This window comes from Streptomyces cinereospinus, from assembly GCF_042430725.1.
Lineage (GTDB): Bacteria > Actinomycetota > Actinomycetes > Streptomycetales > Streptomycetaceae > Streptomyces > Streptomyces cinereospinus.
On sequence record NZ_JBHMCY010000051.1, the window covers coordinates 25,081 to 49,121 of the forward strand.

Annotated in this window: 21 protein-coding genes and 1 pseudogene; 17 read left to right on the plus strand and 5 right to left on the minus strand. The window is 73.2% G+C overall.

Annotated elements, in window-relative coordinates:
* Positions 1 to 6: 6 nt before the first annotated feature.
* A pseudogene (locus tag ACFF45_RS24015) lies at positions 7 to 631 on the minus strand (TetR family transcriptional regulator).
* 463 nt (positions 632 to 1,094) lie between these two features.
* On the opposite strand from ACFF45_RS24015, the gene ACFF45_RS24020 reads away from it, so the two are divergent.
* A complete protein-coding gene (locus tag ACFF45_RS24020) occupies positions 1,095 to 2,258 on the plus strand; it encodes a cysteine desulfurase family protein (RefSeq protein WP_381348521.1) in 1,164 nt (387 codons plus the stop codon).
* A 48-nt stretch (positions 2,259 to 2,306) separates the two neighbouring features.
* Here the strand turns inward: ACFF45_RS24020 and ACFF45_RS24025 are convergent, their stop codons facing one another.
* Positions 2,307 to 2,975 (minus strand): N-acetylmuramoyl-L-alanine amidase, encoded by a 669-nt coding sequence (locus tag ACFF45_RS24025; protein WP_381348522.1) that lies wholly within the window; start codon positions 2,973 to 2,975, stop codon positions 2,307 to 2,309.
* 60 nt (positions 2,976 to 3,035) lie between these two features.
* Between ACFF45_RS24025 and mnmA the strand changes: the two genes are divergently transcribed.
* Positions 3,036 to 4,166 carry a tRNA 2-thiouridine(34) synthase MnmA gene (mnmA, locus tag ACFF45_RS24030; RefSeq protein ID WP_381348523.1) on the plus strand — a complete coding sequence of 377 codons (1,131 nt, stop codon included), beginning with the start codon at positions 3,036 to 3,038 and terminating at the stop codon, positions 4,164 to 4,166.
* Between the two features lie 10 nt (positions 4,167 to 4,176).
* Here mnmA and ACFF45_RS24035 read toward each other — a convergent pair whose 3' ends face one another.
* Positions 4,177 to 4,512 carry a DUF427 domain-containing protein gene (locus tag ACFF45_RS24035; protein WP_381348524.1) on the minus strand — a complete coding sequence of 112 codons (336 nt, stop codon included), beginning with the start codon at positions 4,510 to 4,512 and terminating at the stop codon, positions 4,177 to 4,179.
* Between the two features lie 50 nt (positions 4,513 to 4,562).
* On the opposite strand from ACFF45_RS24035, the gene ACFF45_RS24040 reads away from it, so the two are divergent.
* From ACFF45_RS24040 to ACFF45_RS24105, 14 genes are all read left to right on the plus strand, one after another.
* Positions 4,563 to 5,102 carry an LOG family protein gene (locus tag ACFF45_RS24040; RefSeq protein ID WP_381348525.1) on the plus strand — a complete coding sequence of 180 codons (540 nt, stop codon included), beginning with the start codon at positions 4,563 to 4,565 and terminating at the stop codon, positions 5,100 to 5,102.
* Between the two features lie 18 nt (positions 5,103 to 5,120).
* Positions 5,121 to 5,819 (plus strand): SDR family oxidoreductase, encoded by a 699-nt coding sequence (locus ACFF45_RS24045; protein WP_381348526.1) that lies wholly within the window; start codon positions 5,121 to 5,123, stop codon positions 5,817 to 5,819.
* A 31-nt stretch (positions 5,820 to 5,850) separates the two neighbouring features.
* Positions 5,851 to 6,858, plus strand: coding sequence for a methionine synthase (locus tag ACFF45_RS24050; protein WP_381348527.1), 1,008 nt, complete (start codon positions 5,851 to 5,853; stop codon positions 6,856 to 6,858).
* A 15-nt stretch (positions 6,859 to 6,873) separates the two neighbouring features.
* Positions 6,874 to 9,069: an NAD-dependent DNA ligase LigA gene (ligA, locus tag ACFF45_RS24055; RefSeq protein ID WP_381348528.1), complete on the plus strand. Its 2,196-nt coding sequence runs from the start codon at positions 6,874 to 6,876 to the stop codon at positions 9,067 to 9,069.
* A gap of 259 nt (positions 9,070 to 9,328) precedes the next feature.
* Positions 9,329 to 11,563 (plus strand): putative bifunctional diguanylate cyclase/phosphodiesterase, encoded by a 2,235-nt coding sequence (locus ACFF45_RS24060; protein WP_381348529.1) that lies wholly within the window; start codon positions 9,329 to 9,331, stop codon positions 11,561 to 11,563.
* A gap of 137 nt (positions 11,564 to 11,700) precedes the next feature.
* Positions 11,701 to 11,997: an Asp-tRNA(Asn)/Glu-tRNA(Gln) amidotransferase subunit GatC gene (gene gatC, locus ACFF45_RS24065; RefSeq protein ID WP_381348530.1), complete on the plus strand. Its 297-nt coding sequence runs from the start codon at positions 11,701 to 11,703 to the stop codon at positions 11,995 to 11,997.
* 5 nt (positions 11,998 to 12,002) lie between these two features.
* On the plus strand, positions 12,003 to 13,499 hold the full coding sequence (gatA, locus tag ACFF45_RS24070; protein WP_381348531.1) for an Asp-tRNA(Asn)/Glu-tRNA(Gln) amidotransferase subunit GatA: 1,497 nt from the start codon (positions 12,003 to 12,005) through the stop codon (positions 13,497 to 13,499).
* The gene (locus ACFF45_RS24075; protein WP_381348532.1) at positions 13,496 to 13,735 is read left to right on the plus strand and encodes a hypothetical protein; all 240 of its coding nucleotides are present in this window, start codon (positions 13,496 to 13,498) and stop codon (positions 13,733 to 13,735) included. Before gatA ends, ACFF45_RS24075 begins: the two co-directional genes overlap by 4 nt.
* 15 nt (positions 13,736 to 13,750) lie before the next feature.
* On the plus strand, positions 13,751 to 15,265 hold the full coding sequence (gatB, locus tag ACFF45_RS24080) for an Asp-tRNA(Asn)/Glu-tRNA(Gln) amidotransferase subunit GatB (protein ID WP_381348533.1): 1,515 nt from the start codon (positions 13,751 to 13,753) through the stop codon (positions 15,263 to 15,265).
* A gap of 286 nt (positions 15,266 to 15,551) precedes the next feature.
* Complete coding sequence (locus ACFF45_RS24085) at positions 15,552 to 17,798, plus strand: MMPL family transporter (RefSeq protein WP_381348534.1); 2,247 nt, start codon at positions 15,552 to 15,554, stop codon at positions 17,796 to 17,798.
* 169 nt (positions 17,799 to 17,967) lie between these two features.
* Positions 17,968 to 18,534: a GNAT family N-acetyltransferase gene (locus ACFF45_RS24090; RefSeq protein ID WP_381348535.1), complete on the plus strand. Its 567-nt coding sequence runs from the start codon at positions 17,968 to 17,970 to the stop codon at positions 18,532 to 18,534.
* 35 nt (positions 18,535 to 18,569) lie between these two features.
* Entirely contained in the window at positions 18,570 to 19,133 is a 564-nt protein-coding gene (locus ACFF45_RS24095; protein ID WP_381348536.1) for a hypothetical protein, read from the plus strand.
* Positions 19,134 to 19,222: 89 nt separating this feature from the next.
* The gene (locus tag ACFF45_RS24100; RefSeq protein WP_381348537.1) at positions 19,223 to 19,789 is read left to right on the plus strand and encodes a hypothetical protein; all 567 of its coding nucleotides are present in this window, start codon (positions 19,223 to 19,225) and stop codon (positions 19,787 to 19,789) included.
* A 37-nt stretch (positions 19,790 to 19,826) separates the two neighbouring features.
* The gene (locus tag ACFF45_RS24105; RefSeq protein WP_381348538.1) at positions 19,827 to 20,093 is read left to right on the plus strand and encodes a DUF6191 domain-containing protein; all 267 of its coding nucleotides are present in this window, start codon (positions 19,827 to 19,829) and stop codon (positions 20,091 to 20,093) included.
* Positions 20,094 to 20,256: 163 nt separating this feature from the next.
* Here the strand turns inward: ACFF45_RS24105 and ACFF45_RS24110 are convergent, their stop codons facing one another.
* Together ACFF45_RS24110 and ACFF45_RS24115 are read right to left on the minus strand one after the other, a co-directional pair.
* On the minus strand, positions 20,257 to 21,459 hold the full coding sequence (locus ACFF45_RS24110; protein ID WP_381348539.1) for a PQQ-dependent sugar dehydrogenase: 1,203 nt from the start codon (positions 21,457 to 21,459) through the stop codon (positions 20,257 to 20,259).
* Positions 21,460 to 21,766: 307 nt separating this feature from the next.
* Positions 21,767 to 22,765, minus strand: a complete 999-nt coding sequence (locus ACFF45_RS24115) for an aldo/keto reductase (protein ID WP_381348540.1) — start codon at positions 22,763 to 22,765, stop codon at positions 21,767 to 21,769.
* Positions 22,766 to 22,841: 76 nt separating this feature from the next.
* Here ACFF45_RS24115 and ACFF45_RS24120 point away from each other — a divergent pair, with 76 nt between their 5' ends.
* Positions 22,842 to 23,792 (plus strand): 2-hydroxyacid dehydrogenase, encoded by a 951-nt coding sequence (locus ACFF45_RS24120; RefSeq protein WP_381348541.1) that lies wholly within the window; start codon positions 22,842 to 22,844, stop codon positions 23,790 to 23,792.
* The last annotated feature ends 249 nt before the right edge of the window (positions 23,793 to 24,041 follow it).

A 24,041-nucleotide genomic window follows, 5' to 3' on the forward strand; every position in this document is an offset into this window, starting at 1 on the left:
ACGCCCTCAGTCCAGCCAGTGGGCGCGGCCGATGCCGATCAGCCGCAGCCGGCGGGCCGCCAGCCGGGCGACCCGCTGCTGCTCCTCCGCGGAGCCGAGCGCCTCCAGGAAGAGCGAGGCGGTGACCAGCGTCTGGTCGACGTACAGGCCCGCGAGCATGGACAGGTCGTCGTCGCTCCAGCCGCCGGCCGCGCGGTCCTTGGCCAGCTCGGCCGTCACCTCCTCGGTGAACAGGGCCAGTTGGCCGCGGATCGCCTCGCGCACGGACCGCACCCCGCCGTGCTGCTCGCGGGCGACGAAGCGAACGTGGGCGGGGGTGCGCCCGCACGTGACCGCCGATCAGCTCCACGACACGGCCGATGCGTTCGCCGCTGTCGCCGGCCGTGGACACGATCGTGCGGATCGTCGGGTGCAGGCTGCCCAGCGCCTCCTCGACCAGTGCCACCCCGAGGTCCGCCGTGGAGCGGAAGTGCCGGTAGAAGGCGGTCGGGGCGACACCGGCCGCGCGGGTGACCTCGCGCAGCCCCGGACTGCTCAGGCTCTGCTCCTCCAGCAGGCCCAACGCGGCGTCCAACAGCGCCTGCCGGGTCTTCTGCTTCTGTGCCTGCCGGATGCCGAGCGGGTGACCCATGCCATGCAGTCAACAGCTGTTCTCCGGAATGGAGAAGTCATGGGACTCGCTGCACCGGTAAGTCAGTGAACAACTGTGAACGCAAGCGCCGACCGCACCCGCCGAGCGCCGCACCGGCATCCGGGGCACCGACGGCATGGCCGTCGCCTCCTTCGTCCTCGGCCTGCTGGGCGCGCGGTCAGGAGGTGCAGCCGGGCCGCCGCGCAGCCAGGGGGCCTGCTCGTCCTCAGCCTCTTCCCGGCCCCGTGGCCGTCGCCCTGGCCGCCGTCGGCCTCCGGCGCGGCACCGACCGCCCCTCCCGCGCCTGCCCCGGTCTCGGCCCGGGCGTCGCCGACCTGGTCGTCCTGGCGGCGTCCACGCAGGCCGACGACTCGATCTCGGGGCGCCTCCGACGGAGCCGGCCCGGACTCCGGTCCACCTCACCCCGGCTCGGCGGCCGCGGCGCCGTAGAATCGGCGGCACCATGGCATACCTCGACCACGCCGCGACCACCCCGATGCTCCCGGAGGCGGCAGAGGCACTCACCGCCCACCTGCGCAGCACGGGCAACGCCTCCTCCCTCCACGCATCCGGACGCCGGGCCCGCCGCACCGTCGAGGAAGCCCGCGAGACCCTCGCGGAAGCCCTCGGCGCCCGCCCCAGCGAGGTCGTCTTCACCTCCGGCGGCACCGAGGCGGACAATCTCGCCGTCAAAGGCCTGTACTGGTCCCGGCGCGACGCCGACCCGGCCCGCACCCGGGTCCTGGCCAGCCCCGTCGAGCACCACGCCGTGCTGGACGCCGTGCACTGGCTCGGCGAGCACGAGGGCGCCACCGTCGAGTACCTCCCGGTCGACCGCCACGGCCGGGTCCACCCCGAGGCGCTGCGCGAGGCCATCGCCCGCAACCCCGACGACGTGGCCCTGGCCACCGTCATGTGGGCGAACAACGAGATCGGCACGGTGCTGCCGATCGCCGAACTCGCCGAGACCGCCGCAGAGTTCGGCGTACCGCTGCACTCCGACGCGGTCCAGGCATTCGGGCAGCTGCCGGTGGACTTCGCCGCGTCCGGGCTCGCCGCGATGACCGTCTCCGGCCACAAGACCGGCGGCCCGTACGGCATCGGCGCGCTGCTCCTGGGCCGCGAGTACAGCCCCGTGCCCGTGCTGCACGGGGGCGGCCAGGAACGGCACGTCCGCTCCGGCACCCTCGACGTGCCCGCCATCGCCTCCTTCGCCGTCGCCGGCCGGCACGCCGCCGCGCGCCGCGCGGAGTTCGCCCGCGAGATCGGCGCCCTGCGCGACGCCCTGATCGACGTGGTCCGTACGGCGGTGCCGGACGCGATCCTCGGCGGCGACCCCGAGCACCGTCTCCCGGCCAACGCCCACTTCACCTTCCCCGGCTGCGAGGGCGACTCCCTGCTGCTGCTCCTGGACGCCCAGGGCATCGAGTGCTCCACCGGCTCCGCCTGCACCGCCGGTGTCGCCCAGCCCAGCCACGTCCTGCTCGCCACCGGCACCGATCCGGACCTGGCCCGCGGCACGCTGCGCTTCTCCCTCGGCCACACCTCCACGGCGGCCGATGTCGAGGCGGTCGCCAGGGCCATCGGCCCGGCGGTGCAGCGGGCCCGCGCGGCGGGGCTGACCTAGGGGGCGTCCCGCCGGTCGTGCCGGGCTCGTGGCCCCCTGGGCCCGGCGTCAGGCCCGCGCCGTCCGGGCGGCCGCCTGGCGGACCAGGCGCATGTACCGGTCCCAGTCCCAGTGCTCGCCGGGGTCGGTGTGGTCGGTGCCCGGCACCTCCACGTGGCCGATGATGTGCTCGCGGTCGACGGGTATGCCGTACCGCGCGCATATCCCCGCGGTGAGACGGGCGGACGCGGCGTACATCGCGTCCGTGAAGTCCTGCGGGCGGTCCACGAAACCGGCGTGCTCGATGCCGATGCTGCGTTCGTTGTAGGCGCGGTTGCCCGCGTGGTACGCCACGTCCAGCTCGCGGATCATCTGCGTGACGTGGCCGTCCGCGCGGACGACGTAGTGCGAGGCCGCTCCGTGCTCCGGGTCCTGGAAGACCTTCACGGCGCTGTCGAAGCTGCCCTGGGTGACATGGACGATCACCATGTCGATCGTGTAGTCGGCCGGACGGTCCGCCCGCCGCCAGTTCGCCGACGAGGCCGCCACCCAGCGCGCGCCCGTGGCGTCGACGGCCCCCGCCACCCGTGGCCTGTCCACCCCCGGTACCTGCCACCACAGCCGCGACAGGTCGTCGCCCGCCACCGCCGCACCCGTGCCCACCGCGGCCGCGGCCCCGCCGATGATCAGCGCGCGCCGCCCGATCCGCCGGCCCCGGCCGCTCTTCGTCTGTTCCATGTGAGCGAGAACGGATGTGGGCGGCCGCCGGTTCCCGCGTCCCCGTACCCTGGAGGGGTTATGACTGACACCCCGCAGCGCTCCCGTCCCCTCCGCGTCCTCGCCGCCATGTCCGGCGGTGTCGACTCCGCCGTCGCCGCCGCCCGCGCGGCCGAGGCCGGCCACGACGTGACCGGCGTCCACCTCGCGCTCTCCGCGAACCCGCAGTCGTTCCGCACGGGCGCCCGGGGCTGCTGCACGATCGAGGACTCCCGCGACGCCCGCCGCGCCGCGGACGTCATCGGCATCCCCTTCTACGTGTGGGACCTCGCCGACCGCTTCCGCGAGGACGTCGTGGAGGACTTCGTCGCCGAGTACGAGGCGGGCCGCACGCCCAACCCGTGCCTGCGCTGCAACGAGAAGATCAAGTTCGCCGCGCTGCTGGACAAGGCGCTGGCGCTGGGCTTCGACGCGGTCTGCACGGGCCACTACGCCCAGGTGATCACCCGCGAGGACGGCACCCGCGAGCTGCACCGCGCCTCCGACCTGGCCAAGGACCAGTCGTACGTGCTCGGCGTGCTGGACGACCGGCAGCTCGCGCACGCGATGTTCCCGCTCGGCGACACGGTCACCACGAAGGAGGAGATCCGCGCGGAGGCCGAGCGGCGGGGCCTGGCGGTGGCCAGGAAGCCGGACTCGCACGACATCTGCTTCATCGCCGACGGCGACACCCAGGGCTTCCTGGCGAACCGGCTCGGCCGGGCGGAGGGCGACATCCTCGACGAGGCGGGCAACCGGCTCGGCACCCACGAAGGCGCCTACGGCTTCACCATCGGCCAGCGCAAGGGCCTGCGCATCGGCACCCCCGCACCCGACGGCAAGCCGCGCTACGTCCTCGACATCTCGCCGGTGGACAACACCGTCACCGTGGGCCCCGCCGAGGCCCTCGACGTCTCGGCGCTCACCGCGATCAGGCCCCGCTGGTGCGGCGCCGCCCCGGCCGGCCCGGGCAGCTACACCGCGCAGCTGCGCGCCCACGGCGACGAGACCGAGGTGACCGCCGAGCTGCTCGACGGCGAGCTGCGCGTGCGGTTCGCCGAGCCGGTCCGGGGCGTGGCCCCGGGGCAGGCGATCGTGCTGTACGACGGCACGCGCGTGGTGGGCTCGGCGACCATCGCCTCGACCACCCGCGCCACGGCGGGCGTGGCCTGAACCGGCCGGCTCAGGCCACCTCCACCTCGTAGAAGCACAGGTGGTCCTTGATCGCGGCCACCTCCGGCTTCGGGTCCGGGTAGGCCCAGACGAGATCCGGCGCGTCCGGCAGCGACCAGTAGGACGCCGTGCCCTTGAAGGGGCAGTGCGTGTGGGTGCCGGAGGGCGTCAGCAGATCGAGCCGGACGTCCCGCGGCGGGAGGTAGTAGCGCACGGGGCAGCCCGTCTCGCGCAGCAGCAGGGGCCGGTCGCTCTCCGCCAGCACCTGCCCGCCGTGCACGACGCGTACCCGCCGCGTGCCCTGCTCGACGGTGATCCTGTGGCCCCGAGTGGTGTCCTGAGTCATACCGGTACAGCACGCGCGGGGCGCCCGTTCTTCCCGCGTACGGTGACCTCATGAACATCTGCGTCTTCCTCTCCGCCGCCGACCTCGACGACCGCTACACCCGCCCCGCGCGCGAGTTCGCCGAGCTGCTGGGCAAGGGCGGGCACACGCTGGTGTGGGGCGGCTCCGACGTGGGGCTGATGAAGGTGGTCGCCGACGGCGTCCAGGAGGCGGGCGGACGGCTCGTGGGCGTCTCGGTGCGGTTCCTCGCGGCGAAGGCGCGCCCGGGCGTGGACGAGATGGTGATCGCCCGGGACCTCGCCGAGCGCAAGAAGCTGCTGCTGGAGAAGTCCGACGCCGTGGTGATCATGGTGGGCGGCACCGGCACCCTGGACGAGGCCACGGAGATCCTGGAGCTGAAGAAGCACGGCCACACCGACAAGCCCGTGGTGCTGCTGAACACCGCGGGCTTCTACGACGGCCTGAAGGAGCAGTTCCGCCGCATGGAGGACGAGGGGTTCCTGCCCCGGCCGCTGACCGAGCTGATGTTCTTCGCCGAGGAGCCGGTGGGGGCGCTGGCCCACCTGGAGGAGAGCCGGGGCGTGGCCTGAGCCGGTGGTGATGCGAGCATGGCGGGCATGGCTACACATGTGATCACCGGGGCGGGTTCCGGCATCGGCGCGGCCGTGGCCCGCCGTCTGCACGCGCGCGGGGACGACCTCGTGCTGCACGCGCGCGACGCGGGCCGCGCCAAGGACCTGGCGGCCGCGTTCCCCGGCGCCCGGACCCTGGTCGGCGACCTGTCCGACCCGGACCGGCTCAGCTGGGCGTTCTCCCACCAGACGCTGCCCGACCGGGTGGACTCGCTGCTGCACGTCGCGGGCGTGGTCGACCTGGGCCGGGTCGGCGACCTCACCCCGAAGTCCTGGCGCCACCAGCTCAACGTCAACCTCGTCGCGCCCGCCGAGCTGACCCGGCACTTCCTGCCCCAGCTGCGGGCCGCGCGCGGGCACGTCGTCTTCGTCAACTCCGGCGCCGGACTGTCCGCCCACGCCGACTGGTCGGCGTACGCCGCCTCCAAGCACGGCCTGAAGGCCCTCGCCGACGCGCTGCGCCACGAGGAGCACGGCAACGGCGTCCGGGTCACCTCCGTCTACCCCGGCCGCACCGCCAGCCCCATGCAGGCCAAGGTGCACCAGCAGGAGGGCAAGCCCTACGATCCGGCGCAGTGGATCGACCCGGAGTCCGTCGCCACGACGATCGTGATGGCCCTGGACCTGCCCAGGGACGCGGAGGTCAACGACCTGACGGTGCGGCCGGGCCGCTGACCTCGGCGGAGCCGTTCCGTAGGCTTCCCCGGTGAGCGAAAACAGCGAGTTCAGCTTCGGGCCCGCCACCGGGGTCGGGTCCCTGCCGGGCGAAGACGCCCGCGAGGCCGCCAAGACCGCGACCGGGTCCTTCGAGGATTTCCCCTTCCTCGCCGAACTGCCCGCCCGCGGGCCCGGCGCGGACATGATCGGGCGTACGGCGGGGATGCTCGTCGAGCTCTACGCGCGCGTCGAGCCCAGCGGCTGGCGGATCGGGGACCGGCCGGGGCGGGACACCAGACGGGCGTGGTCCTGGCTCGGCGAGGACCTCGACGCGCTGGAGGAGTTCACGCAGGGGTACGAGGGCCCGCTGAAGGTGCAGGCGGTCGGTCCGTGGACGCTCGCCGCGGCCCTGGAGCTGCGCAACGGCGAGGCGGTGCTCTCCGACCCCGGCGCCTGCCGCGACCTGGCCGCCTCCCTCGCCGAGGGGCTGCGCCTGCATCTCGCCGAGGCGCGGCGGCGGGTCCCCGGCGCCCGGCTCGTGCTCCAGCTCGACGAGCCCTCCCTGACCGCCGTGCTGCGCGGCCGGGTGCGCACCGCGAGCGGCTACCGCACCCACCGCGCCGTCGACCGGCAGCTCGTCGAGGCCACGCTGCGCGACGTCGTCGGGGTGCACGGCGGCGGCCCGGTCGTGGTCCACTCCTGCGCCCCCGACGTCCCGTTCGCCCTGCTGCGCCGGGCCGGTGCCGCCGCCGTCTCCTTCGACGTCGCGCTCCTCACCGAGCGTGACGACGAGGCGATCGGTGAGGCCGTGGAGGGCGGGACCCGGCTGTTCACCGGTGTCGTGCCGGGCACGGACGGCCCATTGTCGGACCCTGCCGGTAGCGTCATGGGTGTCAGGACGCTGTGGCGCAGGCTGGGGCTGTCTCCGGGGCTGCTCGCGGAGGCGGTCACGGTCACCCCGGCGTGCGGACTCGCGGGCGCTTCCCCCGAGTACGCGCGCAGGGCGCTCGCCCACTGCGTCCGGGCGGCGAGATCACTCGCGGACAACCCAGAGTAACGGGAGGACGACACGGTGGCCGGCGACAAGCAAGCGGAGTCCACAGCGGTACCCGCCGAGGCACGCGAGCGGCATCAGCGGCTCGCGGAGCAGGTCGAGGAGCACCGCTTCCGGTACTACGTGAAGGACGCCCCCGTCATCAGCGACGCGGACTTCGACCAACTCCTGCGCTCCCTGGAGGAGCTGGAGCGGGAGTACCCGGAGCTGCGCACCCCGGACTCGCCGACCCAGAAGGTCGCCGGGTCCTACGAGACGGAGTTCACGGCGGTCGAGCACCGCTGGCGCATGCTCTCCCTCGACAACACCTTCAACGACGACGAGCTCGCGGCCTGGGCCGACCGCATCGCCCGCGAACTGGGCGAGCAGGACTACCATTTCCTGTGCGAGCTGAAGGTCGACGGCCTCGCCGTCAACCTCACCTACGAGCACGGCCGCCTCACGCGCGCGGCGACCCGCGGCGACGGCCGCACCGGCGAGGACATCACCCCCAACGTCCGCACCATCGCCGAGATCCCCGACCGGCTGAAGGGCGACCGCGTCCCGGACCTGGTGGAGATCCGCGGCGAGGTCTACTTCCCGATGGAGAAGTTCGAGGAGCTCAACCGCCGCCTGGTGGAGGCCGGCGACAAGCCCTTCGCCAACCCGCGCAACGCGGCGGCCGGTTCGCTGCGCCAGAAGGACCCGCGCGTCACCGCCACCCGCCCGCTGCACATGGTGGTGCACGGCATCGGCGCCCTGGAGGGCTACGAGGGCCTCACCCGCCTCTCCCAGGCCTACGACCTGCTGGGGGAGTGGGGCCTGCCCACCTCCCGGCACAACCGGGTGGTCGACGACCTCGAAGGCGTACGGCGGTTCATCGCGTACTACGGCGAGAACCGCCACTCCGTGGAGCACGAGATCGACGGCGTGGTCGTCAAGCTGGACGAGATCCGCCTCCAGGGCCGCCTCGGGTCGACGGCCCGCGCCCCGCGCTGGGCCATCGCGTACAAGTACGCGCCGGAGGAGGTCAACACCACGCTCGTCAACATCCGCGTGGGTGTCGGCCGTACCGGCCGGATCACGCCGTACGCGCAGGTCGAGCCGGTGACGGTGGCCGGCTCGGAGGTCGAGTTCGCCACCCTGCACAACCAGGACGTGGTCAAGGCCAAGGGCGTGCTCATCGGCGACACGGTGGTGCTGCGCAAGGCCGGTGACGTCATCCCGGAGATCCTCGGCCCGGTCGTCGACCTGCGCGACGGCAGCGAGCGCGAGTTCGTCATGCCGTCCGAGTGCCCGGAGTGCGGTACGGCGCTGCGGCCGATGAAGGAGGGCGACGTCGACCTGCGCTGCCCGAACTCCCGTGCCTGCCCCGCGCAACTGCGTGAGCGGCTGTTCTACCTGGCGGGCCGCAAGGCACTGGACATCGAGCACTTCGGCTATGTCGCCGCGGCCGCCCTCACCAAGCCGCTGGAGCCCGCCGAGCCGCCGCTGAAGGACGAGGGCGACCTGTTCGACCTCACCGTCGAGCAGCTGCTGCCCATCAAGGCGTACGTCCTCGACCAGGACAGCGGCCTGCCCAAGCGGGACCCCAGGACCGGCGAGGAGAAGATCGCCACGGTCTTCGCCAACCAGCAGGGCGAGCCGAAGAAGAACGCGCTGGCGATGCTGGAGAACATCGCGGCGGCCAAGGAGCGCCCGCTGGCCCGGATCCTGACCGGTCTGTCGATCCGCCACGTCGGCCCGGTCGCCGCCGAGGCGCTGGCCCGCGAGTTCCGCTCGATCGACCGCATCGAGCAGGCGACCGAGGAGGAGCTGGCCGCCACCGACGGGGTGGGGCCGATCATCGCCGCCTCGCTGAAGGAGTGGTTCGCCGAGGACTGGCACCGCGACATCATCCGTAAGTGGAAGGCCGCCGGGGTCCGTCTGGAGCAGGAGAGCACCGGGGAGGACGAGGGACCCCGCCCGCTGGAGGGACTCACCGTCGTGGTCACCGGCACGCTCGAACACTTCACGCGGGACGGGGCCAAGGAGGCGCTCCAGGCCCGCGGGGCCAAGGTGACCGGTTCCGTCTCGAAGAAGACCTCATTCGTCGTTGTGGGTGACAACCCGGGATCGAAATACGACAAGGCGATGCAGGCGAAGGTGCCGGTCCTGAACGAGGAGGGGTTCAACGTCCTGCTGGAGCAGGGGCCTGAGGCGGCGTCGGAGGCCGCGCTTCCGACCGGCGAGTAGCGGTTGAGGAACACCCGATCGGCGCATATCAGATGCATACGGGCGGCTGGGGTGCATTCGGGCAACCGTTCACGACCGCTGCCCGTGGAAGCTCTCTGCGGCCTACTGTTGAGGTGTGCACCTGCCGTGCCCAGCTGCGGTCGGGGCATCCCCTTGCTCCTGACGCGCACGGGGAACGGTTTTCCAACGCGGTGCCGTTGAGGGATGTCGGGCAGCGGACCGCGTGGCGTGGGCACCGCCGGCTGTGAGAGGGACGGGAATGGAACCGACCGAGAGCGCCGCCCCGTACTCACGGCTGCGCCGGATGGCCGGCGCCTGGCGAGGGGGTCTCAGCCCGGCCCGGCCGGCGAGCGGCGCGGCGACGCGGGACCACGGCGCCGGCCGGCCCGTCGTGCTGGACGGCCGCGGCACCGCCGCCCTGACCGCCGGACACGCCGCCGGACTGCCGGGAGCCGACACCGAACGGCACCTGTCCTGGCCCGCGCTGCCCGCGGCGGTCGTGGCGGCCGCCGGGTTCGCCCTCGGCGCCGGGTTCCTGCGGGCGTACACCGGCCACCACGCGCTCTTCCCGTCCGGCACGGCCGGCTGGTCGCTGGCCGTGCTGACCGGCATCATCGTCGGCCACCTGGTCGCGCTCGGCCGCGCCCGCTGGTGGGGCGGCACCGGCTCCGGCGCCGCCCTCACCCTCGCCGTCCTGCTGCTGTACGGCTGGGTGCCGGCCGGGACGGTCAGCCTCACCGTCGTCGTCCTGGTCGGCACAGCCCGGCGCCACCGCTGGCGGCAGGGCGTCCTGCACGGCGCGGTGGACGTCCTCGGCATCGGCGCCGGCGCCCTGCTGCTGGCCGCCTTCGGCCGCGTACCGTCGGTCGAGAGCCCCTGGTACCCCGCCACCTGGACCCTCTCCACCGCCACCGAGGTGGCCCTGGTCGCGACCGCCTACCTCGCGGTCTCCCGCACCCTGCTGTGGTACCTGCACGCGCCCCGCGCGGGCGGCCTGCCCACCATCGCCCGCACCGCCCTGGTCCGGCACGGCCTGGTCGCGGTCGCGCTGCTCGGTATCGCCCCCCTGATCTGCGTGGTCGCCGTCGCCAAGCCGATCCTGCTGCCGCTGTTCGCCATCCCCCTGGTCGCACTCGACTCCACCCTGTGGATAGCCCGCGCCCGTGCGGAGGAGCAACTGCGCGATCCGCTCACCGGGCTGCCCAACCGCCAGTGGCTCCTGGAGCGCATCTGGACCGCACTGGACGACGCCGAGCGCATCGACGCCCGCGCCGCCCTGATGCTGATCGACCTCGACCGGTTCCGGTCGGTCAACGACACCCTCGGCCATCTCGCCGGTGACCGGCTGCTGCTGCAGACCGCCGACCGGCTGCGGCTGGCCCTGCCGCGCGGGGCGGAGGCCGCCCGGCTCGGCGGCGACGAGTTCGCCGTCTTACTGCCGGTCGCCGACTCCACGACGTCCGCGACCCGCATCGCCCGCGGCCTGGTCGCCGCGCTCAGCTCACCGCTCGACCTCGACGGACTCACCCTCGTGCTGGAGGCCAGCGCCGGGGTCGCCGTCTTCCCCGACCACGCCCTCGACGCCGAGGGACTGCTGCGCCGCGCGGACGTCGCGATGTACCAGGCCAAACGGGACCGCACGGGGGTGGAGGTGTACGAGTCCAAACGCGACTCCAACACCCCCGACCGCCTCGGCCTCCTCGCCGACCTGCGCCGGGCGCTGGACGCCCACGAGGTCGAGCTGCACTACCAGCCCAAGGTGCGCTTCGACGGGCAGGTGGCCGGCCTGGAGGCGCTGGTGCGGTGGGTGCACCCGGAGCGCGGGAAGGTGCCGCCGGACGAGTTCATCGCGATCGCCGAGTCGTCGGGGCTGATGCCGCACCTGACGGAGTACGTGCTGGAGACGGCGCTCGGACAGGTGGCACGGTGGCGCTCCCAGGGTCTGTTCGTACCGGTCGCGGTGAACGTGTCGCCGCGCGACGTGCACACCCCCGGCTTCGCCGGCTCGGTCGCCGCCCGGCTGGCCCGGCACGGCGTTCCGGCGGGAGCGCTCCAGCTGGAGATAACCGAACACGTGCTGCTGGAGGACCCGCAGCGGGCCGCCGACACCCTCGCCGGGCTCACCGGGCACGGCGTGAAGATGTCGCTGGACGACTTCGGCACGGGGTACTCCTCGCTCGTCCACCTCAAGCGGCTGCCGGTGAGCGAGCTGAAGATCGACCGTTCGTTCGTGGCCCGGCTGGCGGTCGACCGGCAGGACGCGGAGATCGTGCGCTGCACCGTCGACCTGGCGCACTCGCTGGGGCTGCTGGTGGTCGCCGAGGGCGTCGAGGACGACGAGACCTGGGAGCGGCTGCGCGATCTGCGGTGCGACGCCGTGCAGGGGTGGCTGGTCGCCGCCGCGATGCCGGCCGAGGAGACGACGGCCTGGCTGCGGGCGCGGGGGGCCCGGGGCTGGCAGCGCCCGCAGGCCGCACTGCCCGCGGCCGATTAGTCCGGCGCCGGCCGGCGCCGCGCCGGGCGTCGCGGCGCCGCTTCCAGAAGGGCTCCCGTCATCCGTTTCACGGGCACCCCGCCCGGCCCCCTAGGATTGAGCCCAAACCACACACACTCACCCCAGAGGATCGCTGCATGCCTGGCATCACGCGCGAGGAGGTCGCCCACCTCGCCCGGCTGGCGCGTCTGGAGCTGAAGCCCGAAGAGCTCGACCACTTCGCCGGCCAGCTGGACGACATCATCGGCGCGGTCGCCCGCGTCAGCGAGGTCGCCGACCAAGACGTACCGCCGACCTCGCACCCGCTCCCGCTGACCAACGTCATGCGCCGGGACGAGGTCCGCCCCTCGCTCACCCCCGAGCAGGCGCTCTCCGGCGCCCCGGCCCAGGAGCAGCAGCGTTTCAAGGTGCCGCAGATCCTGGGGGAGGAGTAATCCGCATGACGGACGCAATCATCAAGCTCACCGCCGCCGAGACCGCCGCGAGGATCGCCTCCGGCGAGCTCACGGCCGTCGAGGTCACCGAGGCCCACCTCGCCCGCATCGAGGCCGTCGACGAGAAGGTGCACGCCTTCCTGCACGTCGACCGCGAGGGCGCGCTCGCCCAGGCGCGCGCGGTCGACGCCAAGCGCGAGCGCGGGGAGAGGCTCGGCCCGCTGGCCGGCGTCCCGCTCGCGCTGAAGGACATCTTCACCACCGAGGGCATCCCGACCACCGTGGGCTCCAAGATCCTCGAAGGCTGGATCCCGCCGTACGACGCGACCCTCACCAAGCGGCTGAAGGACGCCGACGTCGTCATCCTCGGCAAGACCAACATGGACGAGTTCGCCATGGGGTCGTCGACGGAGAACAGCGCCTACGGCCCGACCGGCAACCCCTGGGACCTGACCCGCATCCCGGGCGGCTCCGGCGGCGGCTCCTCCGCCGCGCTGGCCGCGCACATGGCGCCGCTCGCCATCGGCACCGACACCGGCGGCTCCATCCGCCAGCCCGCGGCCGTCACCGGCACGGTCGGCGTGAAGCCGACCTACGGCGCCGTGTCCCGCTACGGCATGGTGGCGTTCTCGTCCTCCCTGGACCAGGGCGGCCCCTGCGCCCGTACGGTCCTGGACGCGGCGCTGCTGCACGAGGTGATCGCCGGGCACGACCCGCTGGACTCCACCTCCGTCGACGCCCCGGTCCCGCCGGTCGTCGAGGCCGCCCGCAACGGCAGCGTCGCCGGCCTGCGCGTCGGCGTCGTCAAGCAGTTCCGCGGCGAGGGCTACCAGGCCGGCGTCATCCAGCGCTTCGACGAGTCGGTCGAGCTGCTGCACGGGCTGGGCGCCGAGATCGTCGAGCTGGACTGCCCGTCCTTCGACCTGGCGCTGTCGGCGTACTACCTGATCGCGCCGTCCGAGTGCTCCTCCAACCTCGCCCGCTTCGACGGCCTGCGCTACGGCCTGCGGACCGGCGACGACGGCGGCCACTCCGCCGAGGAGGTCACCTCGCTGACCCGCGAGGCCGGCTTCGGCGCCGAGGTCAAGCGCCGCATCATGCTCGGCACGTACGCCCTGTCGAGCGGCTACTACGACGCCTACTACGGCAGCGCCCAGAAGGTCCGCACGCTCATCAAGCAGGAGTTCGAGCGGGCCTTCGAGCAGGTCGACGTGATCGTCTCGCCGACGACCCCGACCACCGCCTTCCCGATCGGCGAGCGCGCCGACGACCCGATGGCGATGTACCTCGCGGACCTGTGCACCATCCCGACCAACCTGGCGGGCAACGCGGCCATGTCGCTGCCCTGCGGTCTCGCCCCGGAGGACAACCTGCCGGTCGGGCTGCAGATCATCGCCCCCGCCATGCGGGACGACCGGCTGTACAAGGTGGGCGCCGCCGTCGAGGCCGCCTTCGTGGAACAGTGGGGTCACCCGCTGCTGGAGGAGGCACCGTCGCTGTGAGCAAGCTGTCGAAGGCCAAGGGCTTCAAGAAGTCCAGGAACGGCCTGTACCTGTCCATGGCCACCACCGCGTTCGGCGCGTTCAGCGTCGCCAAGCAGGCGAAGCTGGCCCGCGCCGAGAGCGACACGCTCCGTCTGGTCGACGCCGCCGTGTCCGCCGCCGCCATCGTCACCGGCCTCGCCATCCTCTACCGCGAGCTGAAGCGGCTGGGCGACGACGACGTCCTGCTGGGCTGAGAGGGAAGTTTCACCGTGACCACCACGACCGACCTGGTGTCGTACGAGGACGCGCTGGCGTCGTACGACCCCGTCATGGGCCTTGAGGTCCATGTCGAACTCGGCACCAGGACCAAGATGTTCTGCGGCTGCTCGACCGAGCTCGGCGCCGGCCCGAACACCCAGACCTGCCCCGTCTGCCTCGGCCTGCCCGGCGCGCTGCCGGTCGTGAACGCGACCGGCGTCGAGTCCGCGATCAAGATCGGCCTCGCGCTGAACTGCGAGATCGCCGAGTGGTGCCGCTTCGCCCGGAAGAACTACTTCTATCCGGACATGCCGAAGAACTTCCAGACCTCCCAGTACGACGAGCCGATCGCCTTCGACGGCTACCTCGACGTGCAGCTGGAGGACGGCGAGACCTTCCGCGTGGAGATCGAGCGCGCCCACATGGAGGAGGACACCGGCAAGTCGACCCACGTCGGCGGCGCCACCGGCCGGATCCACGGCGCGTCCCACTCCCTGCTCGACTACAACCGCGCGGGCATCCCGCTCATCGAGATCGTCACCAAGCCGATCACCGGCGCGGGCGAGCGCGCTCCCGAGGTCGCGCGGGCGTACGTCCGTGAGCTGCGCGAGCTGATCCGCGCGCTCGGCGTCTCCGAGGCCCGCATGGAGATGGGCCAGATGCGCTGCGACGTGAACCTGTCGCTGATGCCCAAGGACGCCGAGAAGTTCGGCACCCGCTCGGAGACCAAGAACGTGAACTCGCTGCGGTCCGTGGAACGCGCGGCCCGCTTCGAGATCCAGCGGCACGCGGCCGTGCTGTCCTCCGGCGGCACGATCGTGCAGGAGACCCGCCACTTCCACGAGGACACCGGGTCGACGACCTCGGGCCGCGTGAAGGAGGAGGCGGAGGACTACCGGTACTTCCCGGAGCCCGACCTGGTGCCGGTCGCCCCGTCCCGGGAGTGGGTCGAGGAGATCCGCGCCGGGCTGCCCGAGCTGCCGCTGGTCCGCCGCAACCGGCTCCGCGCCCAGTGGGGGATCTCCGGCACCGACATGCAGGCGATCCTCAACGCCGGTGCGCTGGAGCCGATCGTCGCCACCATCGAGGCCGGCGCCGACGCCGCGTCCGCCCGCAAGTGGTGGATGGGCGAACTGGCCCGCAGTGCCAACGAGTCCGGCACCGCGCTGGACGAACTGGCCATCACGCCGCAGCAGGTGGCCCGGGTCACCGAACTGGTCGCCAAGGGCGACCTGAACGACAAGCTCGCCCGCCAGGTCATCGAGGGCGTGCTCGCCGGTGAGGGCACGCCGGACGAGGTCGTCGACAAGCGCGGCCTGAAGGTCGTCTCCGACGAGGGCGCGCTGACCACCGCCGTGGACGAGGCCATCGCCGGCAACCCGGCCGTCGCGGACAAGATCCGCGGCGGCAAGGTGGCCGCGGCCGGCGCCCTGGTCGGCGCGGTCATGAAGGCGACCAGGGGCCAGGCCGACGCGGCCCGCGTCAAGGAACTGATCCTGGAGAAGCTGGGCGTCAGCGAGGGCTGAGCCCCGCCGCCGCGCAGTCACAGGGGGACGCACCGCGAGCGGTGCGTCCCCCTGTGCGTGTCCGCCGTGTCCCCGCACGGCGCCCCACGGCCCGTGTGGACCCGGTTCACCCGATCGTCCGGTGAACCGCCTCCCACTCCTGTGAACAAACCCACGAAACGTCCCAACGATCACTTCTCCCTGCAAGAGTGGCTCTGCATTGCTCATGCGTTCTTTGCGGGTTGTTCAGGTCATGGACGACTGTTCCCGGTCAAAGATCCACAAGTCATCTCCTGGGAGCACGTTCGTGGCAGCCCTAGCCCGCTGGTGTGTTCGGAACCGCCTGGCAGCCGTTCTGCTGTGGCTGCTCGCCTTCGGCGGGGTGGCCGCTGCCGCCGCCGTCACCGGCACGGCGTACTCGAACGACTACCAGGTCCCGGGCACCGAGTCGGGCAAGGCCGGAGAGCTGCTCCAGAAGGGCTTCCCGGACCTGGGCGGTGCCGCCGGCACGGTCGTCTGGCACACGGAGGCCGGTTCGGTCCGCGCCGCCGACGTCGAACAGACCATGACCCGCACCCTGCACGCCATCGAGCAACTGCCCGGCGTGGCCACCGTGGTCAGCCCGTACGACGACCAGGGCGCCGGCCAGATCAGCGAGGACGGCCGTACCGCCTACGCCACCGTCGCCTTCCACGACCAGGCCGAGGACGTCGGCGAGTCCGAGGCGCGAGCCGTCGTGGACACCGCCGAGGGCGCCGAGGCCGACGGGCTCCGGGTGGAGCTGGGCGGCACCGCCATCGGCCTGGCCGAACCGGCCGGCGGGCACCTCGCCGAGGTCGTCGGCGTGCTGGTCGCCGCGGTCGTGCTGTTCCTCGCCTTCGGCTCGCTCGCCGCCTCCCTGCTGCCCATCGCCACCGCGCTGGTCGGCGTCGGCACCGCGTACGCCGGCATCGCGCTGCTCGGGCACGCCATGACCGTCGCCGACTTCGCGCCCATGCTGGGTACGCTGATCGGGCTCGGCGTCGGCATCGACTACGCGCTGTTCATCGTCACCCGGCACCGGCGCGGCCTGAAGCGCGGCCTGAGCGTCACCGAGGCGGTCACCACGGCCGTCGCCACCACCGGACGCGCGGTGGTGTTCGCGGGTGCCACCGTGTGCATCGCGCTGCTGGGGATGCTGATCCTGCGGCTCGGCTTCCTCAACGGCGTGGCCGTCGCCGCCTCGCTGACCGTCGTGCTCACCGTCGCGGCCTCCGTGACCCTGCTGCCCGCGCTGCTGTCCTTCATCGGCATGGGTGCGCTCAGCCGCCGGGAGCGCCGCCGGCTGGCGGAGCACGGTCCCGAACCCGAGGTGCCCACCGGGTTCGCCGCCCGCTGGTCCGCCTTCGTCGAACGGCACCCCAAGAAGCTCGCGGCCGTCGCGCTCGCCGTCATCACGCTGCTCGCCCTGCCCACCCTCTCGCTCCGCCTCGGCACCTCCGACCAGGGCAACAACCCCGAGTCGACGACCACCAGGCAGGCCTACGACCTGCTCGCCGAGGGCTTCGGACCCGGCGTCAACGGCCCCCTCACCCTCGTCACCACCCTCCACGGCGCCGAGGACCGGCTCGCCGTCGACGGCCTCGGCGGCACCCTGCGCGCCACCGAGGGCGTCGCCGCCGTGTCCCCGGTGACGTACGACTCCGGGGGCCACACCGCGTACCTGACCGTCGTGCCCGAGTCGGCCCCGCAGTCGGCGAGCACCAGCGACCTGGTCGACCGGCTGCGCACCGAGGTGCTGCCGCGCGCCGAGGCCGGCACCTCGCTCGACGTACACGTCGGCGGGGTCACGGCCGGCTACGACGACTTCGCCGACGTCATCGTCGACAAGCTGCCGCTGTTCGTCGGCGTCGTCATCGGGCTCGGCTGTGTGCTGCTCCTGCTCGCCTTCCGGTCCCTCGGCATCCCGCTGAAGGCCGCCGCGATGAACGTGGCCGCCGTGGCCGCCGCGTTCGGGGTGGTCGTCGCGATCTTCCAGTGGGGCTGGGGCAGCGACCTGCTCGGCCTGGGCAGCGCGGGCCCGATCGAGCCGTTCCTCCCCGTCATCATGGTCTCGGTGCTCTTCGGGCTCTCCATGGACTACCAGGTCTTCCTGGTCAGCCGGATGTACGAGGAGTGGCTGGAGACCGGCGACAACCGGCGGGCCGTCCGGGTCGGCCTCGCCGAGACCAGCCGGGTGATCAACTCCGCCGCGGTCATCATGATCGCGGTCTTCCTCGCCTTCGTGCTCACCGGCGACCGGGTGATCGCCATGTTCGGCATCGCGCTCGCCGCCGCCGTCGCCCTGGACGCCTTCGTGCTGCGCACCCTCCTGGTGCCCGCCCTGATGCACCTGCTCGGCAGTGCCAACTGGTGGCTGCCCCGCTGGCTCGACCGGCATCTGCCCCGGATCAGCATCGAACCGCCCGAGCGCCGTGCCGGGCAGGAGAACGGCGCAGCCGCCCGTGCCGGGCAGGAGAATCTCGCAGCCGTTCGTGCCGGGCAGGAAAATGTCGCAGCCGTCCGTGCCGAGTAGGAGAATCTCGCAGCCGTTCGTGCCGGGCAGGAAATCCTCGCAGCCGTTCGTGCCGGGCAGGAGAATTTCGCAGCCGTCCGTGCCGGGCAGGAAAATGTCGCAGCCGTCCCGGCCGGGCGTGAAAAGCTCACTGACGTCGTGGACGTACTGGAGAAGGAGCGGCGCTCGCATGTACGCGATATCCCTGGGTGACGACGGCGCCCGGCTGCGGCCCCTGGAGCCCTGGCACGCCGAGGAGTTCCTCGCCCACCTCGACCGCGGGCGGGACTTCATCACGCAGCACGTCCCGTTCGGGTCCAAGGTCACCGACCCGGACTCCGCGCGCGCCCTGCTCCAGTCGTACGCCGACCGGCGCGCCGCCGACCACGGCTCCCTGCACGGTATCTGGCTGGAGGGCGAGCTCGTCGGCGGCGTCCTCTTCCGGGTCTTCGACACCGCCACCGGGGTGTGCGAGATCGGCTGCTGGCTGGAGCCCGCGGGCACCGGGCGGGGGCTCGTCACGCGCGCGTCCCGGGTACTGATCGACTGGGCGTTCGACGAACGCGGTATGCACCGGGTGGAGTGGCACGCGGCGTCCGGGAACACGGCCAGCATCGACGTGGCCCGCCGGCTGGGCATGACCCGGGAAGGCGTGCTGCGTGCGTGCTACCCGTGGCGAGGTCTGCGGCAGGACTACGAGATCTGGGCGGTGCTGGCACCGGAGTGGGCGCTCGCCCGGGCCCGGGGCGATCATTAAGGAACCTCTCAGACAGCGTCCGTACGGTGCGCGGCATGGGAACCAAGACTGTGGACGCGACCGACGCCGGGGCCGGGGCGAAGACCGACGAGGGCCGGGCGGTCGAGGAGACGGCGGACTCCACCGCCCCCGCCACCGAGGCGCAGAGCGGCACCGAGGACGGTGACGAGCGGCCCGAAGCGGCGCGGGCCGGGGCGAGCGGCCCCTCCGGAGTCGGCCAGGGCGCCGGCGCCGTCGTCGCCACCGCGCTCGGCATCGTCTCGCTCACCGGCAGCTGGGTCGGGACCGTGGCCTCCGCGCGCGAGTCGCTGATCGGTCAGTTGCAGACCTCCCAGACCTCCAGCGTCGCCACGATGGTCCAGGAGGGCTACGGCGACGCCTGGGCCGCCAACGCCCTGTGGGCCGGCCTGTTCGCGCTGGCCGCGCTGGTCGTCGGCGTCGCGGTCCTGGCCCGGCCCGCCTTCGGCGCCCCCGGCAGGCCGCAGGCGCCGTGGATCAAGTCGGTCGCCTGGGCCGGTGTCTCCCTCGGCGTGATCGGCCTGTTCCTGGCCGTCCTCAAGTACACCGGCATCCTGCTCGGGCTGCCCGCCACGAGCTGAACCCGCCCGCTCCGTAAGGGGTCCTCGCGGTCCGCGTAAGGCACTTACGCGGACCGCGAGGACCCCTCACCCGCGTTGGGCTCGCCGCGATGTACGAGGTCAAGGAGCGGGCCCAGCGGGAGGGCTTCGTCTACGTCAACCTGCCCGCGGAGCTCGAAGCCACCGGCCGTTCCGGCGAGGCCGTCCCGATCCTCGGGGAAGGCACCGCCTTCGCCCGGAAGCTGGGCCTGCTCGACACCGAGGCCTGGGTGTGGGCCAACCTCTCCGAGTCGCTGCACAGCCTCGGCCGCTGGCAGGAGGCCGGACAGGCCGCGCGGAACGCGCTGCGGCGCGGCCGGAGCGCCAAGCCGCAGGGCTCCGGCGCGGTGCGGCTGGCCCATCTCGCCCTGGGCCGGGGCGAAGTGGCGGAGGCGAAGCGCCGGCTGGACACCGCCCGCGCCACGTTCGGCTCGCACGACCCGATGCCCCAGCAGTGGCTGCCGATGGCCGCCATCGCCGTCGGTGTCGCCGCCGCGGAGGACCGCGTCCTGGACGCCCGCGCCGAACTCGACGCCGCCCTGGACGCCGGCACCTCGCCCGGCACCCAGCAGTACGGCTGGCCGCTGCTGCTGGCCGCCGCCACCGCCGAGGCCGGCGCCCGCGCCACCGCGGGCTGAGGCATACGCTGGACAGCGACCGGCCCGGGGAGGCCCCGTGTTCCACGCTTTCGAAGACCTGTTCGCACCCGGCCGCAAGCACACCCGGGACGAGCAGAACCGCCTGGCGCTCACCCGGGAGGACGTCGGCGACGGCGACCCGGGCCGCGGCCCGATAGACCTGGCGTCCGGGAAGGTGGTGGTGCGGGCGCCGGAGCCACCCGAGGACGAGCAGCCGGCGTCCGCAGAGCCGCCCCGGCCCCACCCTCAGGCTCCCGGCCCCCGGGAACGGCGCCGGCGCACCCCCCGCCCCGGGAGGCGTTAGGGGGTGTCTCGGCAGTCCCGTACAGCGCTCACGGCGCCCGGCACGCCCTCTCGCCGCACCGGCCGAAGGTTCAAGTACGTCCCGTACGAGGGCTTTCGTCCGGCACACCGAGAGCACGCACCGGACACCGCGGGCACCGCACAGGATCTCCGAAGCACCCGCTCTAGCGCACCTCCAGCTCCAGTATCCGGTCGTCCCCGTCGGCCGGGGAGCCCCGGCCGTCCGTCTCGCTGGTCACCAGCCACAGCTTGTCGCCGCCGGCCGCGAGGACCGTGCGCAGGCGGCCGTGGTCTCCCTCCAGGAAGGGCTGGGGATCGGCCGACGTCTCCGTGCCGTCCAGGGGGACGCGCCACAGGCGTTCGCCGCGCAGGCCCGCCATCCACAGGGAGCCCTCGGCGTAGGCGATGCCGCTGGGGGAGGCCTCGTCGGTGCTCCACTGGGCTATCGGGTCCACGTACGCGGAGCTGCCGGAGGTGCCCTCCGCCTCCGGCCAGCCGTAGTTGCCGCCCGGCTCGATCGCGTTCACCTCGTCCCAGGTGTCCTGCCCGAACTCCGCCGCGAACAGACGCTGCTTGGCGTCCCACGCCAGGCCCTGCACATTGCGGTGGCCGTACGAGTACACCGCCGAGCCGGGGAACGGGTTGCCCGGGGCCGGCTCGCCCTCCGGGGTCATGCGCAGGATCTTGCCGCCGAGCGACTCCCTGTCCTGGGACAGGCCCTCCTCGCCGCTCTCGCCCGTGCCCGCGTACAGCATCCCGTCCGGGCCGAAGGCGATGCGGCCGCCGTTGTGGACGAAGCCCTTGGGAATGCCCCGGAAGACCGTGTCGGGGGCGCCGAGCTGCTCACCGGCGGGCTTCTTCGCGTCGTACAGCATGCGGACGACGCGGTTGTCCGAGGCCGAGGTGAAGTACGCGTAGACCATGTGGTCCGAGGCGTAGTCCGGGGAGAGGGCGAGACCCAGCAGGCCGCCCTCGCCCTCGGGCGCCACCCCGGGCACCTCGCCCAGCTCGGTCTTCCGGCCCGTCCCGGTGTCGACGCGCGTGACGGTGCCCTCGTCGCGGGAGGCGACCAGCAGGCCCCCGTCGGGGAGCGCGGCCAGGCCCCAGGGGCTGTCGAGGCCCTCGGCGACCGTGCGCACGACCTCGACCGAGCCCTTCGCGGGCGGGGTCGGTCCGGCGGACGCGCCGGAGGGTTGCGACTGCGCCGCCGTACGCGCCGGCGACGTGCTCCCCTCCGGCGCTCCGCCCGCCTCGTCGCCGGAGGAGCAGCCGGCCGTCAGCAGAAGCGTGGCCACGGCCACAGCGGCCGTCACAGCTCGACGTTGCACGATCATGGTCCCTTCGACGCGGCGGGTTCTCCTTGTCATACACCGCTCGCGCCCCACAGGTTCCCGATCGCCGGACGACGAACCGACCAGAGCCCGCCCCGTCACGAAGCCGCAGGTGAACGCGGCCTCGACGGCACCGCGTCCGGGACGCTTCCCCGCCTCGCCCGACTGCTGACTGCTGGCGTGCCGCCTCATGTCCTGCCGGCCGTCGGTGTGCCGCCCGGATCACGCCGCCGCGGTGGGCCGGCGGCCACGGGGGAGTTCCCGGCGCGGCGGCTCGCCCTCCCGGCCCCCTGGCACGCCGCCGCACGCCCTCCCGGCCCCCGCGGCGGACCCGCCCCGTCCCTCAGTCCCACGACCCCAGCGCCCGCGGCAGCCCCGACACCTCCGCCAGGTCCTGTGCCGTCAGACGCACCCCGGCCGCCCGGGCGTTCTCCGTCACCCACCGCTCCCGCTTCGCCCCCGGCACGGGTATGACGTGCCGTCCCTGGGCCAGCACCCAGGCCAGGGCCACCTGGGCCGGAGTGACGTGGGCGCCGTGGCGGGCGGCGACCCGGCGCAGGCCCGCCACGATCGGCTGGTTCGCGGCCATCATCTCCGCCGTGAAGCGCGGATGGCGGGCCCGCATGTCGTCCGGCTCGAAGCCCTCGCCCGGCGTCAGCGTGCCGGTCAGGAAGCCGTTGCCGAGCGGCATCGCGGCCAGGAAGCCGATGCCGCGTTCCTCGCACCACGGCAGCAGCGTCTCCAGCGCCTCCGGCGACCACACCGACAGCTCCGCCTCGACCGCGCTCACCGGGAACACCTGCTGCACCCGCCGCAGTTGCCGGATCGTCGCGTCGTACAGCCGCGTCCCGGACCGGCGTCCGCCCCGCGCACCCACGGCGCACCACCCCAGCGCCCGCACCTTCCCGGCCCGCACGAGTTCCGCCATCGCGCCCCAGGTCTCCTCCACGGGAACCTCCGGGTCGGGGCGGTGGAGCTGATAGAGGTCGATGACGTCGGTCTGCAGCCGCCGCAGCGAGGCGTCGCAGGCCCGCCTCACATAGCCGGGCCGCCCGTTGGCCACGACGTGCTGCTCGCCCACCAGCAGCCCCACCTTGGTCGACACGAAGGCGTCGGCGCGGCGCTCCTTCAGCGCCCGCCCCACCAGCAGCTCGTTGGTGAACGGGCCGTACATGTCGGCCGTGTCCAGCAGCGTCGAGCCCAGATCGAGTGCCCGGTGCACGGCCCTCAGCGACTCGTCGCCCCGCTGCCGAGACGTGCTGTACGCCCAGCTCATCGGCATGCACCCGAGTCCGACGGCCCCCACCGCGAGCGCCGCCGCGCCGATCGTCCTGCGCTCCACCTGCCCGTAACCCTCCCTCTCCAGGCCCCCCAACCTAACCTCCGCCCCACGCGCCACCTCACTTAGCCTCATGACCATGAGTGCTGATGTGTGGCTGCCCATTCCGCCGAAGGACGTCGACGGCCTTCCGGACGGGCTGGAGTACCGCTTCTGGGACGGTGGGGAGACGTTCCCCGCGGACCCCGCCGACTGCTCCTTCTACGTCGTCCCGTACATGAAGCCGTCCGAGGTCGGCGTACGCCCGATGCCCCGGATGACCTCCGTGCGGGTCGTGCAGACGCTCTCCGCCGGCATCGACCACGTCGAGCCGGGGCTGGGACACCTGCCCCCGGGGGTGCGCCTGTGCAACGCGCGCGGGGTGCACGAGGCGAGCACCGCCGAGCTGACGCTCACCCTGGTCCTCGCCTCGCTGCGGGGGATACCCGACTTCGTGCGGGCGCAGGACCGGGGCGAGTGGCGCGGCGGTTTCCGGCCGGCCCTCGCCGACAAGACCGTGCTCATCGTCGGGTACGGCGCGATCGGCGCGGCCATCGAGGACCGGCTCGCGCCGTTCGAGCTCGCGCGGGTGGCGCGCGTCGCGCGCTCGCGGCGCACCACGGCGCGCGGCCTCGTGCAACCGCTCACCGACCTGCCCGCCCTGCTCCCCGAGGCGGACGTGGTGATCCTGTCCACGCCCCTGACCGAGACGACCCGGGGGCTGGTGGACGCCGGCTTCCTGCGGCGGATGAAGGACGGCGCGCTGCTCGTCAACGTCGCCCGGGGGCCGGTCGTGGACACCGGGGCGCTGCTCGCGGAGCTGGGCACCGGCCGGATCACCGCGGCCCTGGACGTCACCGACCCCGAACCGCTGCCGCCCGGGCACCCCCTGTGGCAGGCGCCCGGCGTGCTGATCAGCCCCCATGTCGGGGGCCCCACGTCCGCGTTCCTGCCGCGCGCCGAGCGGCTGCTCGTCGACCAGTTGCGCCGCTTTTTGAACCACGAGCCGCTGCGCAACGTGATCCTTACGACGGGTGCGGCAGGTGCGTAGAGCCGCCGGCGTGACCGACGTCCGAGCCGGTTCGGGCACCCTGCGCGACCGTCCGGACGCGGTCCGTGCCGCGTCCGCACTGGTGGTCACGGAGCGTAGAGAAGCTATGTCCCTGAGTGACGAGACTGGTGTATCGTCCGACAGGGGCAGCGCCGCGCACCGATCGGCGCCGGGGACGGACATTTCAGACTGCGAGGGGGGCGACGGGCGATGCACGGCCTATGGACGAACGATCCGACGAGGCGGGGC